This window comes from Acrocarpospora macrocephala (genome assembly GCF_009687865.1).
Taxonomy (GTDB): Bacteria; Actinomycetota; Actinomycetes; order Streptosporangiales; family Streptosporangiaceae; genus Acrocarpospora; species Acrocarpospora macrocephala.
Genome location: NZ_BLAE01000030.1, coordinates 115564 through 132597, shown reverse-complemented (window position 1 = coordinate 132597; position 17034 = coordinate 115564). Strand labels below are relative to the sequence as shown.

Annotated in this window: 21 protein-coding genes; 10 read left to right on the top strand and 11 right to left on the bottom strand. The window is 69.7% G+C overall.

Translation table 11 applies throughout. The annotated features are described in order from the left end of the window. The coding region (gene groL / locus Amac_RS25635; RefSeq protein ID WP_155356945.1) for a chaperonin GroEL at positions 1 to 1602 on the top strand (1602 nt) is incomplete at its 5' end. Between the two features lie 19 nt (positions 1603 to 1621). Further along, complete coding sequence (locus Amac_RS25630; protein WP_155356944.1) at positions 1622 to 2689, top strand: glycoside hydrolase family 113 protein; 1068 nt, start codon at positions 1622 to 1624, stop codon at positions 2687 to 2689. 21 nt (positions 2690 to 2710) lie between these two features. Here Amac_RS25630 and Amac_RS25625 read toward each other — a convergent pair whose 3' ends face one another. The 3 genes from Amac_RS25625 to Amac_RS25615 form a co-directional block, all read right to left on the bottom strand. Continuing rightward, positions 2711 to 3628, bottom strand: a complete 918-nt coding sequence (locus Amac_RS25625; protein ID WP_155356943.1) for an LLM class flavin-dependent oxidoreductase — start codon at positions 3626 to 3628, stop codon at positions 2711 to 2713. Between the two features lie 87 nt (positions 3629 to 3715). Beyond that, positions 3716 to 4168 (bottom strand): MarR family winged helix-turn-helix transcriptional regulator, encoded by a 453-nt coding sequence (locus tag Amac_RS25620; protein WP_155356942.1) that lies wholly within the window; start codon positions 4166 to 4168, stop codon positions 3716 to 3718. 73 nt (positions 4169 to 4241) lie between these two features. Beyond that, positions 4242 to 4415 (bottom strand): response regulator, encoded by a 174-nt coding sequence (locus Amac_RS25615; protein WP_155356941.1) that lies wholly within the window; start codon positions 4413 to 4415, stop codon positions 4242 to 4244. 46 nt (positions 4416 to 4461) lie between these two features. Between Amac_RS25615 and Amac_RS25610 the strand changes: the two genes are divergently transcribed. From Amac_RS25610 to Amac_RS25595, 4 genes are read left to right on the top strand one after another with little or no spacing between them, the layout of a single operon-like run. After that, positions 4462 to 4851, top strand: coding sequence for an ArsR/SmtB family transcription factor (locus Amac_RS25610; protein ID WP_155356940.1), 390 nt, complete (start codon positions 4462 to 4464; stop codon positions 4849 to 4851). Next, the gene (locus Amac_RS25605; protein ID WP_155356939.1) at positions 4848 to 5501 is read left to right on the top strand and encodes an SRPBCC family protein; all 654 of its coding nucleotides are present in this window, start codon (positions 4848 to 4850) and stop codon (positions 5499 to 5501) included. The genes Amac_RS25610 and Amac_RS25605 overlap by 4 nt, the downstream gene beginning before the upstream one ends. Next, positions 5501 to 6181 carry a DUF998 domain-containing protein gene (locus Amac_RS25600; protein ID WP_155356938.1) on the top strand — a complete coding sequence of 227 codons (681 nt, stop codon included), beginning with the start codon at positions 5501 to 5503 and terminating at the stop codon, positions 6179 to 6181. The genes Amac_RS25605 and Amac_RS25600 overlap by 1 nt, the downstream gene beginning before the upstream one ends. A 51-nt stretch (positions 6182 to 6232) precedes the next feature. After that, entirely contained in the window at positions 6233 to 6949 is a 717-nt protein-coding gene (locus Amac_RS25595; protein ID WP_155356937.1) for a hypothetical protein, read from the top strand. On the opposite strand, the gene Amac_RS25590 is transcribed toward Amac_RS25595, so the two are convergent. The 4 genes from Amac_RS25590 to Amac_RS25575 form a co-directional block, all read right to left on the bottom strand. Beyond that, positions 6904 to 7722, bottom strand: coding sequence for a class I SAM-dependent methyltransferase (locus tag Amac_RS25590; RefSeq protein WP_174900226.1), 819 nt, complete (start codon positions 7720 to 7722; stop codon positions 6904 to 6906). The two genes, Amac_RS25595 and Amac_RS25590, sit on opposite strands and share 46 nt — an antisense overlap. Before the next feature lie 99 nt (positions 7723 to 7821). Further along, positions 7822 to 8217, bottom strand: coding sequence for a VOC family protein (locus Amac_RS25585; RefSeq protein ID WP_155356935.1), 396 nt, complete (start codon positions 8215 to 8217; stop codon positions 7822 to 7824). Beyond that, on the bottom strand, positions 8214 to 8831 hold the full coding sequence (locus Amac_RS25580) for an SRPBCC family protein (RefSeq protein ID WP_155356934.1): 618 nt from the start codon (positions 8829 to 8831) through the stop codon (positions 8214 to 8216). The genes Amac_RS25585 and Amac_RS25580 overlap by 4 nt, the downstream gene beginning before the upstream one ends. A gap of 117 nt (positions 8832 to 8948) precedes the next feature. After that, complete coding sequence (locus Amac_RS25575) at positions 8949 to 9137, bottom strand: hypothetical protein (protein WP_155356933.1); 189 nt, start codon at positions 9135 to 9137, stop codon at positions 8949 to 8951. Between the two features lie 151 nt (positions 9138 to 9288). Here Amac_RS25575 and Amac_RS25570 point away from each other — a divergent pair, with 151 nt between their 5' ends. After that, a complete protein-coding gene (locus Amac_RS25570) occupies positions 9289 to 10308 on the top strand; it encodes a serine hydrolase domain-containing protein (RefSeq protein ID WP_155356932.1) in 1020 nt (339 codons plus the stop codon). A 1-nt stretch (position 10309) separates the two neighbouring features. On the opposite strand, the gene Amac_RS25565 is transcribed toward Amac_RS25570, so the two are convergent. Then, positions 10310 to 10651 (bottom strand): hypothetical protein, encoded by a 342-nt coding sequence (locus tag Amac_RS25565; protein WP_155356931.1) that lies wholly within the window; start codon positions 10649 to 10651, stop codon positions 10310 to 10312. Next, a complete protein-coding gene (locus tag Amac_RS25560) occupies positions 10648 to 11001 on the bottom strand; it encodes a PadR family transcriptional regulator (protein WP_246268684.1) in 354 nt (117 codons plus the stop codon). Before Amac_RS25560 ends, Amac_RS25565 begins: the two co-directional genes overlap by 4 nt. Before the next feature lie 118 nt (positions 11002 to 11119). On the opposite strand from Amac_RS25560, the gene Amac_RS25555 reads away from it, so the two are divergent. Together Amac_RS25555 and Amac_RS25550 are read left to right on the top strand one after the other, a co-directional pair. Next, positions 11120 to 12106, top strand: coding sequence for an Acg family FMN-binding oxidoreductase (locus Amac_RS25555; protein ID WP_155356930.1), 987 nt, complete (start codon positions 11120 to 11122; stop codon positions 12104 to 12106). 92 nt (positions 12107 to 12198) lie between these two features. Then, positions 12199 to 13035, top strand: a complete 837-nt coding sequence (locus Amac_RS25550; RefSeq protein ID WP_155356929.1) for a universal stress protein — start codon at positions 12199 to 12201, stop codon at positions 13033 to 13035. A 57-nt stretch (positions 13036 to 13092) separates the two neighbouring features. Here Amac_RS25550 and Amac_RS25545 read toward each other — a convergent pair whose 3' ends face one another. Continuing rightward, positions 13093 to 13620 carry an RICIN domain-containing protein gene (locus Amac_RS25545; protein WP_155356928.1) on the bottom strand — a complete coding sequence of 176 codons (528 nt, stop codon included), beginning with the start codon at positions 13618 to 13620 and terminating at the stop codon, positions 13093 to 13095. Positions 13621 to 14096: 476 nt separating this feature from the next. Between Amac_RS25545 and fusA the strand changes: the two genes are divergently transcribed. Continuing rightward, positions 14097 to 16148 (top strand): elongation factor G, encoded by a 2052-nt coding sequence (gene fusA, locus Amac_RS25540; protein ID WP_155356927.1) that lies wholly within the window; start codon positions 14097 to 14099, stop codon positions 16146 to 16148. 36 nt (positions 16149 to 16184) lie between these two features. Here the strand turns inward: fusA and Amac_RS25535 are convergent, their stop codons facing one another. Then, positions 16185 to 16997 (bottom strand): phosphotransferase family protein, encoded by an 813-nt coding sequence (locus tag Amac_RS25535; RefSeq protein WP_218041276.1) that lies wholly within the window; start codon positions 16995 to 16997, stop codon positions 16185 to 16187. Positions 16998 to 17034 lie beyond the last annotated feature (37 nt).

The following is a 17034-nucleotide window of genomic DNA, read 5'->3' as shown; positions in this document are numbered from 1 at the left end:
ATGATCGCGTTTGACGAGGAAGCCCGGCGCGGTCTTGAGCGCGGTATGAACCAGCTCGCCGACGCCGTCAAGGTGACCTTGGGCCCCAAGGGCCGCAACGTCGTGCTGGAGAAGAAGTGGGGCGCCCCCACGATCACCAACGATGGTGTCTCCATCGCCAAGGAGATCGAGCTTGAGGACCCGTGGGAGAAGATCGGGGCCGAGCTGGTCAAGGAAGTCGCCAAGAAGACCGATGACGTCGCGGGTGACGGCACCACCACCGCCACCGTGCTGGCCCAGGCCCTGGTTCGTGAGGGTCTGCGCAACGTCGCGGCGGGCGCCAACCCGATGGCCCTGAAGAAGGGCATCGAGGCGGCCGTCGAGCGGGTCAGCGAGGAGCTCTCCAAGCTGGCCAAGGATGTGGAGACCAAGGAGCAGATCGCCTCCACCGCCTCCATCTCCGCCGGTGACACCGAGATCGGCGAGCTGATCGCCGAGGCGATGGACAAGGTCGGCAAGGAAGGCGTCATCACGGTCGAGGAGAGCAACGCCTTCGGGCTGGAGCTCGAGCTCACCGAGGGTATGCGCTTCGACAAGGGTTACAACTCGGGTTACTTCGTGACCGACACCGAGCGTATGGAGGCAGTCCTGGACGATCCGTACGTCCTGATCGTGAGCGGCAAGGTCTCCGCCAACAGGGACGTGGTGCCCTTGCTCGACAAGGTCGTACAAACCGGCAAGCCGCTGCTGGTCATCGCCGAGGACGTCGAGGGGGAGGCTCTGTCCACTCTGATCGTCAACAAGATGAAGGCCGTCCTCCGGTCGGTCGCGGTCAAGGCTCCCGGTTTCGGCGACCGCCGCAAGGCCATGCTGGGCGACATCGCGATCCTGACCGGCGGCCAGGTCATCGCCGAGGAGGTCGGCCTCAAGCTGGAGAACACCACCCTCGACCTGCTCGGCCGGGCTCGCAAGGTCGTGGTGACCAAGGACGAGACCACGATCGTGGACGGTGCGGGCCTCGCCGAGGCCATCTCCGGCCGGGTCAACGAGATCCGCGCCGAGATCGAGCGTACCGACTCCGACTACGACCGCGAGAAGCTCCAGGAGCGCCTGGCCAAGCTCGCCGGCGGCGTGGCCGTCATCAAGGCGGGCGCGGCCACCGAGGTCGAGCTCAAGGAGCGCAAGCACCGCATCGAGGACGCCGTCCGCAACGCCAAGGCGGCCGTCGAGGAGGGCATCGTCCCCGGCGGCGGCGTCGCGCTGCTCCAGGCCGGCGCAAAGGCGTTCGACAAGCTCGAGCTCCTCGGCGACGAGGCCACCGGCGCCGCGATCGTCAAGAAGGCGCTTGAGGAGCCCCTCAAGCAGATCGCCGTCAACGCCGGCCTCGAAGGCGGCGTCGTGGTGGAGAAGGTCCGCAACCTTCCCCCGGGCGAGGGCCTCAACGCCGCCACCGGTGAGTACGTGAACATGTTCGACACCGGCATCATCGACCCCGCCAAGGTCACCCGCTCCGCCCTGCAGAACGCCGCCTCCATCGCGGCGCTCTTCCTGACCACCGAGGCCGTCATCGCCGAGAAGCCGGAGAAGAACCCTGCTCCGGCCGGCGGCGACATGGACTTCTAGCCAGACACGGAGACCCCTGATGCGTGCCTACGGTGTCACCTACGACACCGGCTTCCCCTCTGCCGGAACCACCACCCACGAACCCTTCACCCCCGACGTGGTACGCCGCGAAATGCAGATCATCCACGACGACCTGCACTGTGACGCGGTCCGCGTCACCGGAGGAGACCAGGACCGTCTGGAGACCGCCGCCCGCCACGCCGCCCGCGCGGGCCTGGAGGTCTGGTACTCGCCGTTCACCAACGACCTCACCCAGGACGAGCTGATGGCGTTCATCGTCGACGGCGCCGAACGAGCCGAACGCCTGCGCCGGGAAGGGACTCGCGTCGTGTTCCTCACCGGCTCCGAGATCAGCTTGCTCACCAGCGGCTTTCTGCCTGGTGACAGCCTCCACGAGCGGCTTGGCGGGCTGGCCGACCCCGCGCGGGTGCGCGCCGCGCTCCCCGGCCTGCGCGCCCGCGTCAACGCCTTCCTCGCCCGAGCCGTCACCGTGGTGCGCGAACGGTTCGGCGGCCCGGTCAGCTACGCCTCCCTGCCCGTCGAAGGCGTGGACTGGGCTCCGTTCGACATGATCGCCACCGACGCCGGATACCGCGACGCGGCCACCACGTCCGGTTTCCGTGCGGGTCTGCGCGCGCAGACCTCGCAGGGCAAACCGTTCGCCGTCACCGAATTCGGCTGCGTCACCTACCGTGGCGCCGCCGATCTGGGCGGGCGCGGCGACTCCATCGTCGAATGGGACGAGCACGCCCGCCCCGCCCGCCTGACCGCAGCCGTCATACGGGACGAAGAAGAACAAGCCGCGTACGTACGCGAGCTTCTCGACATCTACCACGAGGAGGGCACCGACACGGCGTTCGTCAACACCTTCGCCCGCCGGGACCTGCCGACGTCCGCCGAGCCCGAACGGGACTTCGACACCGCCAGCTTCGGCATCGTCAAGATCCTGGAGTACGGCCACACGGGGACGACCTATCCGGGGCTGCCATGGGAACCCAAGGCCGCCTTCCACGCCCTGGCCGAATACGGACGCGCCAGGACGGCCGCCCGAGACAAGGAGAGCGAGCACGCCACCCGGCAGACATGACAGGCCGGCTGGGGAATGCGGCTAGCCGTTCTCCTTCGCGATCGCTTCGCGTACGGCGGGGACGATCTCCCTGGCCCAGCGGCCGAGGACGGCGAGGTCGGTGTGACCGGGGGAGAAGAGGGTGAAGCCCGACGCGTCGTGCTCCAGCACGGCCCCGGTCAGTTCCTCGATCCACTGGCCGGCGGAACCGCCGATCCAGCGCCCGTCGCGGTCACGCGTGGCGGGCAGCGGCCGGTCGGTGATGCGTCCGGGGAGGTTGAAGATCGTGCGGATCTCGCGTGGATCGCGTCCCGCGGCCGCCGCCGCCTCGTCGATGATCGGCCGCGACGCCCGGTATCGCTCGCTGAGCCAGTCCGCCGCGTGGCCGGGGATCCAGCCGTCGGCCACCCGGCCGGTGGCGGCCAGGGATTTCGGGCCGACAGATCCGGTCCACACGGGGGGCGCGGCCACGGGAGCCGGCTCGATCTGGTCCACCTGGTAGTGGCGGCCCCGGTAGGTGACCGCAGGACCGCCGCCAGACAGCAGCTTGACCAGGACGATCGCCTCCTCGAAGGCGTTCACGGCGTCGCCCGGTGAGAGCCGCGGCACGCCCATGTCGGCGATGCGGTCCCACCGCCCGCCCGCGCCCATGCCGAGCACGACGCGGCCACCGGAGATCGCCGACAGGGACGTCACCATCCGCGCCAGCATGGGTGCGGGCCGGGTCGGCAGGTTGGTGACGTTGACGAGGCCCGAGATGTGCCGTGTACGCCCGAGGATGAAGCCGACGGAGGCGTACGCGTCCAGGTGCCCGCCGAGGTAGGGATGGTCGGCCACCGAGAAGACGTCAAGCCCGTCACGGTCGGCCTGTTCGGTCATGCGCAGCAGCTCCGGCATCTCGCCGAATCCGTTATGCGCGCCGAAGCCGAAGACGACTTCCCGGCCGGCGGTATGACTCATGGTTTCCACTCCCACGGACGAAAAAGCTTAGTTCGTAGTACGAACCGTATTAGTTCGTACTACGAACTGCAAGTCTGGGGGGTGGTCTTATCGCTCGTGATCGGCGAGGGATCCTTCTTCGAGGAAAACCACCGGAACCTTGTTGTCCAGCACGATGCGGCCAAGCAGGCGGGCGAGCGTGTCGAGCTCGGCGGCGCTGAGCCCCGCCGGCAGCTTCCCGACCCGGCGGCAGGTCTCGGCGTAGAACTCCTCCGCCAGCTTGCTGCCTTCCGGCGTGAGCGTGACCCGGACCGCGCGCGTGTCCTGCGGGTCTGGCTCGCGCCGGACCAGGCCGTTGCGTTCGGTACGGTCCACCAGACCGGTGAGGCTGGACTTGGCCAGCCCGAGCGTGGCGCCCAACTCGCCCATCCCGTACGGCTGCGCCATCAGGACGCACAGCAATTGGCCCTGCTGCGGGGTGAGGCCGTGCTCCCGGCCTGACTCGGCGTATACCGCATTAACCAAGAACGTAGACCGCACCAGCGCGGGCACAAGCCCCATCTGGCCATCATCATGCTTACCCACCCGGTCAGGGTACCTTTATAATTCTCTCGCCGAAAAGAACGGCAATTGTTTACGGCGGCTCGGGCTGGGGGCGCGGGAAGAGTTGCTCGCCGCGTCCGAGTCTGCGGATGGCGTCGATGAGTCCGTCCGTGGGGCCGTCCTTGGCCAGGAAACCCGACGCTCCGGCTCGCTGGCGGCACCCGGTCATGAACGCCGCCCTGGCGGCCAGGGCCTTCCCCAGCATTATTCACGCTTGACTTATATAAGCCGAAGGTGGCATTCTCCCTGCTGTGCATGCCTTCGACGTGCTGGGCGACCCGGTGAGACGCCGGATATTGGAACTGCTCGCCGATGGCGAACAGACCGCGGGCGCGGTCAGCGGGATCATCCGGGCGGAGTTCGGGATCTCGCAACCGGCGGTCTCACAGCACCTGCGGGTGCTGCGGGAGTCCGGCTTCGCGACCGCCCGCGCCGACGGCACCCGGCGCCTGTACGCCGTGGACTCGGCACCACTTCGGGAGGTCGACATCTGGCTGGAGCGCTTCCGCCGGTTCTGGACCCAGCGCCTGGACGCGCTGGGCACCGAACTCGCGCGCGGCAAGCGTGAGCGCCGCGAAAACCCCGCCGAACCGCCGTCCGCGAGCACACAACCACCTACGAACACCGAGGAAGACGAATGATTGACATCAACCAGGTCAACGCCACCCACCGGGAGATCGGCAACCACGCGCTCACCACCGGCGAAGGGCGGTCGCTGCTGCTGCGCCGCAGCTACGACGCCCCGATCGAGGACGTGTGGAGCGCCTGTACCGATCCCGACCGGATCAGCCGATGGCTGGCCCCGATCGAGGGCGACCTCCGGCTCGGCGGCACGTTCCAGCTCAAGGACAACGCCGGCGGGGAGATCCTGCGTTGCGAGGAGCCCCATCTGATCAAGGTGACCTGGGCCCTCGGGGAAGGCATGCTCACCGAGGTCGAAGTCCGTCTCGCGCGTGACGGGGACGGCACTGTCATGGAGCTGGTGCACTCGGCTCCCGCCGAGATCGTCGACGAGATGGTGCGCACCTACGGGCCCGGCGGCACGATCGGCCTCGGCGGCGGCTGGGATCTCGCGCTGCTCGGCCTCCACCTGTTCCTCAGCGGCGCGACGCTCGACCCCGCGACCTGGGAAGACACGCCCGAGGTCAAGGAGTTCGCGACCCGCAGCTGCCACGCCTGGGGAGCGGTGATCCAGGCCGCCTGGGGAACCAGCGACGAGGACATCGCCGCGGCCATCGCGTTCGGGGTGCAGCACTTCGCCCCCGAGACCGGTGGGGACGACAACGGCTGATGACCGGGAACGTCACCACCGCGCCCGGCGCCGCCGCCGGGTCGACGAGAACGCTGCTGACCTGCGGGATCATCGCAGGCCCGCTCTACATCGTCGTGGTCGTCCTGCAGATGCTCACCAGGGACGGGTTCGACCTCGGCCGCCATCCGGCCAGCTTGCTGAGCAACGGTGACCTGGGCTGGATCCAGATCGCCAACTTCCTGGTCACCGGCCTGCTGTTCGTGGCGGGCGCGGTCGGGCTGCGCCGGGTGCTGGGGCCTTCGGCGGGCCGGGGCGGCACCTGGGGACCGCGGCTGATCGGCGTCTTCGGCGCCGGGATCGTCGCCGCGGCCTTCTTCTCCGCCGACCCCGTCGACGGCTTCCCCCCGGGGACGCCGACCGGCCCGCCCACGACCGTCAGCGTGCCCGGACTCGTGCACTTCCTCGTCGCCGGGGTCGGCTTCCTCGCACTGATCGCCGCCTGCTTCGTGTTCGCCCGCCGCTTCGCCGCGGCCGGCCGCCGCGGCTGGTCGGCCTCCAGTACGGTGACCGGCGCGCTCTTCCTGGCGTCCTGGATGTCGATTTTCGCGCTGGCGGGCAACAGAGCGGCCAACGTCGCCTTCGCCGTCGCGATCGCGCTCGTCCTGGTGTGGACGTCGCTCCTGGCCGCGCACCGGCTGACCCGGCCCGGCGAGGAGTGAGAGCGCGGTCGCCGTCTTCGCGACAGCTCCGCACGGTGCGATCGTTGAGTCATGCCGTTTCAGCCCTTCGCGCACGATTGGGATCGTGTTCAGTTCTCCGGCAGCGAGCAATGGCGATGGCTCGCGGTCGAGATCGCGGAGATCCGGCGATGCGCGGCGGCAGGCGACCAGGCGCATGATCGGCTCGCCCTGCTTCTCATCGATCACTTGGTCGAGGTGATCGTGGGGCGTGAGGTCAACGCCAGGCTCGCCTGGCAGCCCGCCGACAGCGTGGTCGAGGAGCTACGGGAGATCCGTGACAGCGGCGCCGAGCCGGACGCGACCGTGGACAGACTCATCGACGAGCACGTAGGGCCGGACAGGCGTCACCAGCTCGACATGCACCTGCACGAGAAGACCAAGTACCTCGTGAAGCACGATGTGCTGACCTCCCAGGAGCGCGAGGTGCTCGACCGCATGCACGAGTACCGCAATGCCGCGTACCACCGGGACACCCTGGAAGCCGACCTGATCAGCGATCTGGTGCTGGCCTACATGATGCTCGCGAGCCAGCTACTCGCCCGGCACCGCCCGATCGTCCTGGCGAGAGGGACCACCAGGCCGGGCGAGCTGTCCGCCCTGCTCGCCGACGGCCTCGAAATGGACCTGAAAGCGGTGGCCGGCCGCTTCAGCGAGCACGCCAAGAAGCGAGTGGACGGCGTCGCGAGAGCGGTCAGGCCGGGTCAGGCGGTGCCGGTTCGGGCCGCGGTGACCGCCACCGTGGCGTAGCTCATCGTGAAGCTGCCGCCCACCGCGTCGATGGCGGCGCCGACGCCCTCCAGCACCGCCGCCAGCTTGTCCGGTGCGATCTGGGTGAGAGCGCCGCTAGTGGGCAGCTGGTCCAGCCACGCGTCCCGGGTGTAGGGCTGCTCCCAGTCGAACCGCCACTGCTCCGGTTCGCTGAACCCGCCCGCGTCCCGGATCGTGTCGGCGGTCTTGGTGAACATCGCCTGATACATGTCCAGGGCTTGCCGCGTGGACTGGAGGTTGAACGGCGAGTCGGGCAGCACCCGCTGGTAGACGGCGGCGAAGGCGTCCGCCACGGCGGGCGGAGGCTGGAACGCGTGCCAGAATGCCGCCAGCCGGCCGCCGGGCCGCAGCACCTGTGCCGCCTTGGCCGGTCCGGCGACCGGGTCGACCCAGTGCCAAGCCGTACCGGCGATGACCGCGTCGAAGTCCCGGCCGGCGGGATCCCAGGCTTCGAAAGTCGCCACCTCGACCTCGATCCCGCCGCGGCGCGCGAATTCGGCCATTCGCGCGTCGGGCTCGACGCCGAGCACCTTGCAGCCGGCCGCCTGGAACTGCCGGGCCGCTATGCCGGTGCCGCAGCCGACGTCGAGAACGTCAGGTCCGGGGCTGGCGGCGACGATCTGGTTCACCAAGGCGTCGGGATAGCGGGGCCGGGTGCGGTCGTAGCGTTCGGCGTCCACCCCGAACGACTCCGCCACCTGCCGGTGCCGATGGGGCTCTGGCTCGGAAGGGCGCGCTCGCTCCGGCGGCATAGTGGTCACGTGCCCACTTTAAGGACATCGACCCGCTCGCGCTGTTCGCCGACCGCGAAGGCGCCCGGCCGGAGGCTGGAGCCGTCGGCAACACGTCCGTTACGGCAGGTTGAGCTGCCAGGAGACGCCGAAGCGGTCGTTCACCCAGCCGAACTTGGTGCTGAAGCCGTACGAGCTCAGCGGCATGAGTGCCTGGCCGCCCTCGGCGAGTGCCGCGTACAGGCGGTCGATCTCCTCCTCGGTGTCGCACCCGACGTAGAGCGAGACCGACGGCGTGAACGTGAAGGCGTGCCCGCTGCTGTCGATGCACATGTACTCCTGGCCCGCCAGGGTGAAGGTGGCATGCTTGATCTTGCCTTCCGGCCCGGGCTCGCCGGGGGCGTAGTGGGCGACGTTCACCACCTTGGCGTCCTCGAAGAGGGAGACGTAGAACGTCATGGCCTCCTCGGCGTCGCCGTTCTGGAACATCAGGAAAGTGGTGATCTTCTGGGTCATGACTGCTCCTCTTCGGGGGCGTAGAACGCGGTGGTGCCGGCGACGGCGGCGGCGACCTGGTCAGGCGGGCCGCCGGCGGCCGCATAGGCCTGGCCCCACGCCTGGCTGCTGGCCGTGATGAAGCGCCGGCCCTCGGGGGTCTGGTGGAAGGTGTTCTCGTCGATCTGGGGTGCGCCCGACAGGTGCAGGCTGAGGCCCAGGAGGGCGAGGTCCCAGCCCACGCCGACGGCGCCGGGGCCGTAGCCGGACCACATGTCCGGCGGCACGTCGGCGGTGTGGCGCAGCTCGAACAGGGTGCCGTCGCCCTCGCTCGACAGGCGCACCTCGACCTCGGAGAAGCCGGGATCCTCGCCGTACAGCCAGCTGACCGTCAGCAGGCGGGGTGGCTCGCAGCGCAGGATCTCGCCGCCCGCGTTGCCCTCGAGCTGGTACGTGCCGCCCAGCCGCAGGTCCCCGGTGACGGGCAGGAACCAGCGGCGCAGCCGCTCGGCGTTCGTGCAGGCGTCCCACACGTCCTCGACTTCGGCGTCGTAGCGCCGCCGCAGCGTCATGACCTTGCGCTCACCGTTGAGCAACTCGCGATGCGCCTGCTCGATCTCGTCAACGATATCCATCAGGTGTCCTTCGACTCGTCTGTCCCGCGGCGCCTCGAACCGATCGTTTCAGGGTGCGCTTATATAAGTCAAACGTGGAATTGGGACAGCAGCCGCTCGAAGGGCTGAGCGGGCTGTTTATGCGCCCACCACCCGGAGCAGCACCGAACGGTCGACGTCCAGGGACGGCGCTTCGACGCCGACGAGCCTGAGCACCCGTCCGGGCAAAGTGACGCCGGCGCGCTGCCACGGCGGGAGCACGGCGCTGGCCACGACGAGGCTGGTGCCGCCCGCGCGCAGATGGATCGGTGTGACGTTTACTTCCATATCATCCCTTGAGTCCGCTGTTCGCGATGCCCGAGCACACCAGCGCCCCCGCCATCAGGATGGGGTAATCCGTACCGAACTGTCCCGGCCAGGCCCACCGGCAACGGCCGGTTCTGCCCGGACAGCGAGACGCCGTACTGAAAGGACTTACATGCCCCCGCTGGAAGACATGGTCGACTCGATAGCCGACGCGACCGGGTTCGCCGGTGTGGTGTCCGTGGATCGGGGTGGTGAGAGCGAGTTCGCCAAGGCGTACGGACTGGCCCACCGGGGTCACAAGATCGCCAACACGGTGGACACGCGGTTCGCGATCGCCAGTGGCACGAAAGGGTTGACCGCGCTTGTGGTGGTGAGCCTGATCGAGGAGGGTGTGCTCGATCTGTCCACGACCGCGCGTTCGGTGCTCGGTGAGGATCTCCCGCTCATCGACGACGGCGTCACCGTCGAGCACCTCCTGGCCCACCGGTCGGGCATCGGCGACTACTTCGACGAAGATGCCGGGCACGAGATCACCGACTACGTGCTGCCGGTGCCCGTGCACGAGCTCGCCACCACCGAGCAGTACCTGGCGGTGCTTGGCGGGCATCCCAGCAAGTTCGCCCCCGGCGAGAGCTTCTCGTACAACAACGGCGGCTACGTCGTGCTCGCGCTGATCGCTGAACGCGTCGGCGGCCAGCCCTTCCACGACCTGGTACGCCACCGCGTCTGCGAGCCGGCGGGCATGCGCGACACCGATTTCCTGCGCTCCGACGAACTGCCGGAGCGCACCGCTCTCGGCTACCTGACCATCGAGGGCGTGTCCAGGACCAACGTGTTCCACCTGCCGGTGCTGGGCAGCGGCGACGGCGGGATCTACTCCACCGTGCGGGACTTCACCTCCTTCTGGCATGCCCTGTACGGCGGAAAAATCGTGTCGTCGAGCTGGGTCTCGGAGATGCTGCGGCCGCGCAGCGACGTGCCGTCAGAGTCGAGGCGGTACGGCCTCGGCTTCTGGCTCCCCGAATCGCCAGGATCCCAGGACACGGCGCTGCTGGAGGGATACGACGCCGGCGTCTCCTTCCGCAGCGTTCATCGGCCGCGGACGCGGCTGACGCACACTGTGATCTCCAACTCCACTCCCGGCGCGTGGCCGATCACCAATCTCCTTGAGAAAGAGCTCGCACAGCGGTAGATCAGGGCTCGGCGGCCCTCGGAATGGCTAGAAGCGCTCTGGTGCCCAGGACGACCAGAACCAGGCCGATCAGGGCGACGGCGACGCTCTGGCCGAGGGCTACGGCTGTCATGGTCTGGGTGATCGAGTCGACAGCGCCGAAATTGAGACCGGGGAGCCGGGCGCACAATACCAGCGCCGCCAGGATCGCCAAGGCCAGCGGCCACGACGGCGTTCGCAGTGCGGGGGAGTGCCAGTGCACGCCCACGCAGGCCAGGCCCGCGATCACGATCTCCCGCTTGGCGCGGTAAGAGGCGGGCAGCAGGCGGAGCACGCGCCGATAGCTCTCCTCCAGAAGGCTCATGCCGCTCCTCCCGCCGTGATCGCACGCCGGTGGCGGGCGCTGAGCCGATCCGTGGCACTCCTGACATTTTCCGCGAGCCGTACGGCTTCCGCCTCCAGCGCCGTCGCACCGGAGTCGGTCAGCCGGTAATAGCGGCGCAGCCGGCCCTGCTGCACCTCTTCGCGATCCAGCGTCACCAGCTCGTCGGCCGCCAGCCGGTCGAGCACGCCGTACAGCGTGCCGACCTTGAGCCGCACCCGCCCGGTGGACAGCTTCTCGACCTCACGCACGATCCCGTAGCCATGCCGCGGCTCGTCGACCAGCGCGGTGAGAACGAGGAACGCCGCCTCCGTCATCGTCCGTCTTCCCATGCACTCCAGAATATATCGGCAAGCAGGCTATTGGAGCCCACCGTCCCGCCAATGGGGGACCTTCGGCCCTTACCCGGTGCCGCACGGGTCATTGGACTGGAGAGGGAGGTGGCGTGGAATGCGTACGCGAGAGGATCTGGAAGCCGTGGTGGAGGCGGCGGGGTGGGCGCCGTCGGTGCACAACAGCCAGCCGTGGTCGTTCGCCATCGCCGGGGACGAGATCAGTCTCCGCGCCGATGTCGACCGGCGGTTGCGCGCGGCCGATCCGGAGGGCAGGGAACTCCTGCTGAGCTGCGGGGCCGCGCTGTTCAACGTCAGGACGGCGATACGCGCCCTCGGCTTCGAGCCGCTGGTGCGGACGCTCCCCGATCCTGACCGTCCGGCGTTGCTGGCCACCGTACGGATAGGGCCGGCCGAGGCGGTGGACGAGCACACCGAGGTGATCCGGTCGGAGATCCCCCGGCGGCGTACCCATCGGGCGGGCTTCTCCGGCCGGCGAGTGCCGGAGCACCTGCTGGACGCGCTGGTGGGGGAGGCGGAACGGGAAGGCGCCCGGCTGACTCCCGTCGGGGCGGAGGCGGCGATCCGGATTGTCGCGGCGCTCACCACGGCGGCTCAGGAGGTTCAGGCCCAGGATCGGGACTTCAGCCTGGAGATGATCCGCTGGGGGCGGCCACCGGGAAGCAAGTATCGCGACGGCGTGCCCGCCGACGCCTATCCGCAGCAGGCCCGCCGGACACATCCGCATTTCGCCCAGCGCGACTACGCGCGCGGGCAGGGCTGGGGCAACCCGGATGATCAGCCCATGGCCACGGACACCGGGGTGGTGGCGCTGCTGACCACCAGGAGCGACACGCGCGCGGATTGGCTGCGGGCCGGGCAGGCGCTCCAGGCGGTGCTCCTGCACGCCGCGGCCGCGGGGGTGGCCGCCGCCTTCCACACCCAGGCGCTGGAACACCCGCAGCTGCGGGACTTCATCCGGGCGCGGCTCTGCTCGGGGGAGTTCCCGCAGATGGTGATGCGGCTGGGCTATCCCACCACGAGGACCCGGGGGGTCCGGCGCCCGCTGGCGGACGTTCTCGACGAGGGCGGCAGCCCCGGGTAGGAGGTCCTGCCCATCTCGGGTCCATCGGCCCTGCCCTTCCGAGCGCCGATCGGCGATCATGAAGGCAGGCGTAGACCCAGCGGGAGGACATCGTGATCGTCGCCGGAGTGGACGGCATGCGGGCCGGTGTGGAGGCGGTGGAGTGGGCGGCGCACGAAGCCGTGCTGCGTGACGTGCCGCTCCGGGTGGTGAGCGCGGTGCCCGCCTGGTGCCTCGATCGGGGGGCCGCGGGGCCGTACAGCGGAGTCGGGGCCTGGATGCGGGACGGCGGGAACGCCGCGCTCGCCGAGGCCGCCGCGGCGGCGCGGCGCGCCGAGGCGAAGGTGAACGTCGACACGAAGCTGGCGGGCGGCGACGCCCGGCTGGCCCTCATCGAGGAGTCGCGCCACGCCGATCTGCTGGTCGTCGGGGACTCCGGGCTGGGTGCCCTGCGCGGCAAGCTGATCGGCTCCGTGGCGTACGGCGTGGCCGGTCACGCGGCGTGCGACGTGGTCGTGGTCCGCAAGCGGCAGTCGCCGCCCCGGCCGGAGATCGTCGTCGGCGTGGACGGCTCGGACGCCCAGTCCGCCGTCCTGGAGTTCGCCTTCAAGGAGGCGGCCCTGCGCGGCGCCGGCCTGCGCGCCGTGCTGGCCTGGGACTGGCACGACCTCCTGCGGCCCGACGTCGACGGCGAGCCCGAGGGCAGCCGGCGGGCGCTGGCCGAGGTCCTGGCCGGATGGCGGGAGACCAGCCCGGACGTGCGGGTGTCGATGGACGTCGTGCACGGGCACCCGGTCGACGCCCTGCGGCACGCGGCCGACGGCGCGGACCTGCTCGTCGTCGGCTCGCACGGGCACGGGGTCCTGGCGGGCATGCTCCTCGGCTCCGTCAGCCAGGCCATGCTGCACCACGCCCCCTGCCCGGTGGCGGTCGTCCGGATCGCACCCTGACCGGATCCGCGAGCGGATCGCCACCGGCTGGTGACGATCCGCCGGGAGAGCGTTAGCTCACGTCACGTAGACGAGGTGCCAGCGGCGGGAGGGGTGGCTGTCGCAGGTGTACTGCAGCGCTTCGACGTTGTTCGCCTTGCTGACGCCACCGGCGATGGTCACGCACTTGCCGGTCCCGACATTCTTGATCCAGTAGTTGCCGGTCGTGCCGTCCTCGGTGAGGGTCCACGACCGCGACCGGTGGGTGTCACAGTTGTACTGCAGGGCCGTGACGTTGTTCGCCTTGCTGACGCCACCCGCGATGGTCAGGCACTTGCCGGTCTGGACGTTCTTGACGCGCAGGCCGCCGCCGACGCCCGACCTCAGCGTCCAGCGGCGGGAGGGGTGGGTGTCGCAGGTGTACTGGACGGCGTGGACGTTGTTCTCGGTGCTGACCCCGCCCGCGATGGTGAGGCACTTGCCGGTCTCGACGTTGACGAGCATCACCTGCCTGGTGTCGGCGGCGGCCTGCGCCGGAGCCGCGATCGCGGTCAGGCCCAGCGCCAGCGCGGCCACGGAGAGTTTGAGTACGGTGGAACGATCCATCTTGAGCTCCCAAGAGCTGGTGGGATTTTTTCCAGGATCCGGGGAGCCCGCCCGGTGTGGCGTGAGTCGACTCCTACTCAACTGGACGGAACCTCGCGCGCTTTTGCTGAGAGCGCTCTCGCGTCTAGTGCGGTGCGGCCACCTCGTGATGCGCATCCTGGCCAATCCTCGGGCACGAGTGCGGCCTGTGATGGCTCGTTAAATCTGTTTGCCGCAGGCGGCCGTTTCGGTAGGCTCGCCGCGAATTGAGCGCCGCGCCCGCGGCGCGGGCCTTGGTGATGGAGGGGAGGCGGCCATGCGTCAGCGCGTCGCCGTCGTCGTTCCCTCGTCACGGTACGAGGTGATCCTGGTGTCTTCGCCGTCCCGGCGCCGGCTGCGCGGCCCGCGCTGGACGTCCGCGGCGAACAGCTGACCCTGTCCCTGTTTCGTCCGGGATTCGCGCTGTCCTTTTCTGGATCATCGAAGGGCCCATGGGCATGCGTACCAACCTGAACGAGACGCTGGCCGGCGTTCGCAATCTCGGCATCCTCGCCCACGTCGACGCCGGCAAGACGACCGTCACCGAACGGATCCTGTACGCCACCGGCGTCACCTACAAACGCGGCGAGGTCCACGACGGCACGACCGTCACCGACTTCGATCCGCAGGAGCGCGACCGCGGGATCACCATCTTCGCCGCGGCGGTGAGCTGCGCCTGGGACGGTCGCCAGATCAACCTGATCGACACCCCGGGCCACGTCGACTTCTCCCATGAGGTGGAGCGCTCCCTGCGGGTGCTCGACGGCGCGGTCGTCGTGTTCGACGGGGTCGCCGGAGTCGAACCGCAGACCGAGTCGGTGTGGCGCCAGGCCGACCGGTACGGCGTGCCGCGGATCGCCTTCGTCAACAAGCTGGACCGGCCCGGCGCCGACGTCGACGCGGTGGCCGAGTCGATCCGCGTTCGACTGCACGCGACCCCGCTGGTGATCCAGCTGCCCATCGGCCGGGAGGCCGGGTTCACCGGAGTGGTGGACCTGGTGCGGATGCGATCCCTGATCTGGTCGGACGGCGACGACACGGTCGTCGAAGGCCCCGTGCCCGAGGCGCTCCTGGACGAGGCGCGCCGGCGCGCCCGGCTGCTCCAGGAGGCGGTGGCCGAACGGCATCCGCTCGCGCTGGAGGAGTTCTGCGCGGAGTCGGCCATCTCCGCCCCGACGCTGACGGCCGCGCTGCGCGACCTGACCTGTTCCGGTGAGGGCGTGGTGGTGCTGTGCGGTTCCGCCTACCGCAACCGCGGGATCGAACCGCTGCTGGACGCCATCGGGGCCTACCTGCCGTCGCCGCTGGACGTGCCGCCGGTGCGGGGCACGCTGGACGGCGAGACGGGGGAGCGGGCCGCCGACCCGGAGGCGCCGTTCGCCGGGCTCGTCTTCAAGGTGAACTCGACTGCCTCGGGGCGGCTGACCTACCTGCGGGTGTATTCGGGGACGGTCCGGCGGGGGGACACGGTGCTTGACGTGGGTGCTCGCCGTACCGAGCGGATCGGCCGGATCCTGCGGGTGCGGGCCGACCGGCACACGGAGGTGGCGGTCGCGGTGGCCGGGGACATCGTCGCGGTGGCCGGGCTGAAGTCGGCCGCCGCCGGGGCCAGCCTGTGCGACCCCGCCGCGCCGCTCCTGTTCGAATCGGCCGCGGTGGCCGATCGGGTGGTCTCCGTGGCGGTCGAAGCCCGCCGCAGGATCGACGCCGACAGGTTCGGGTCCGCGCTGGCCCGGCTGGTCGAGGAAGATCCCTCGCTGGCGGTCCGGGCCGATCGGGAGACCGGTCAGACGGTGCTGTCCGGGATGGGGGAACTGCATCTGGAGGTGGCGGTGGAGAAGGTCCGTCGCGATCACGGGCTGGACGTCAGCGTCGGCCGGCCGAGGGTGGCCTACCGGGAGACGGTCGCCCGTGGGGTGTCCGGGTTGCTGTACCGGCACGTCAAGCAGGACGGAGGGGCAGGTCAGTTCGCCCACGTCGTCCTCGACGTGGAGCCGGCCCCCGGGGCGGATTTCGTGTTCCACTCGGCCGTCGTGGGCGGTCGGGTGCCACGGGAGTACGTGGGAGCGGTGGAGGCCGGTTGCCGGGACGCCCTGGCCGAGGGGCCCTTGGGCGGTCACCCGGTGACGGGCGTGCGGGTCACGCTCACCGACGGGGCCACCCATCCGAAGGACTCCTCGGAACTGGCGTTCCGCGTCGCCGGCCGCCTCGCGCTGCGGGAGGCGCTGCGGGCCAGCCTGATGGTGCTCCTGGAGCCGATGGCCGAGGTGCTGGTCACCGTCCCCGCGGACGCCGTCGGCGGCGTGCTGGGTGACCTGTCCGCCCGGCGCGGCCGCGTCTCCGACTCGGCCGTCAGGGCCGACACCGTGGTGATCACCGCGACGGTGCCCCTGGCCGGCCTGTTCGGGTACGCGACCCGGCTCCGCAGCCGAACCCAGGGCCGGGGCGCCTTCACCACCCGGCCCGCCGGGTACGCCCCTGCCCCGGCCGTACCTTCGACAGCCCGATAGAACGATGGCTCCCGGCCGCACCCGGCCGGGAGCCGACTACGCCGGGTACAGCCACTTCAGTGCGGTGAGGCTCTTTTCGAGATACTTCTCCTGTCCGGTCTCGATCCCGTAGGCCATGTCCTCCAGGACGCTGCACCTGGCGTAGAAGACCGCGCGCGCGTTGATCGCGTCCACGTCGTGGATGTCGCTTCGGTAGGACTTCAGTGCCTGGTGTAAGGCCGCTGGGCCGAGGTCGCGGTAGAGGAGGCCGAAGTCATAGGCCGGATCGACGATCGCGGCGTCGCTCCAGTCGATGACGCCGGTCACCGTCCAGGTGGCGGGGTCGACGAGAACGTGTTCGATTCCCAGGTCGTTGTGGGAGAACACCTGTGCGTATTCGTCGGCAGGTGGCGGCGAGTCAAGGAAGGCCTCGACAACGGGGCGATGCGCTGTCGGTATTCTCTCTACGACCACGGAGTAAGTGTCCACGGCCTCGCTCAGCCATAACTGTTTCGGCTGGTCATCAGTGGATACCAGGTCAGACATGCGCTCGGCTGGAAGATGATGCAGCGCGCCGAGTAACTCGCCTAGCGCGCCCGCGATGCCGTCGGCCGATCGTTGCGCCGCGGGCACGTCGATCAGGGGCAGGCCGGGCAGTTTGAAGTAGGCCAGGCAGCCTAGTTCCGCGACCGTGAAACTCGGCTCGGGCACGGGCAGCGGGGAAATCCCAGCCACGGCCGAGAGGAGGCGCGCCTCATCCGTCACTCGCGTGGCCCGCTCCACCGGATCGGACTCCTTGGCGAAGCGCACGATCAACTCACCGTTGACCTCGTACGCGACGTTGTCCTCCCCCTCGCCGAGGAGCGCCACCGATCCGATCCGATAGCCGGGCAGGTGAGCGCCCACA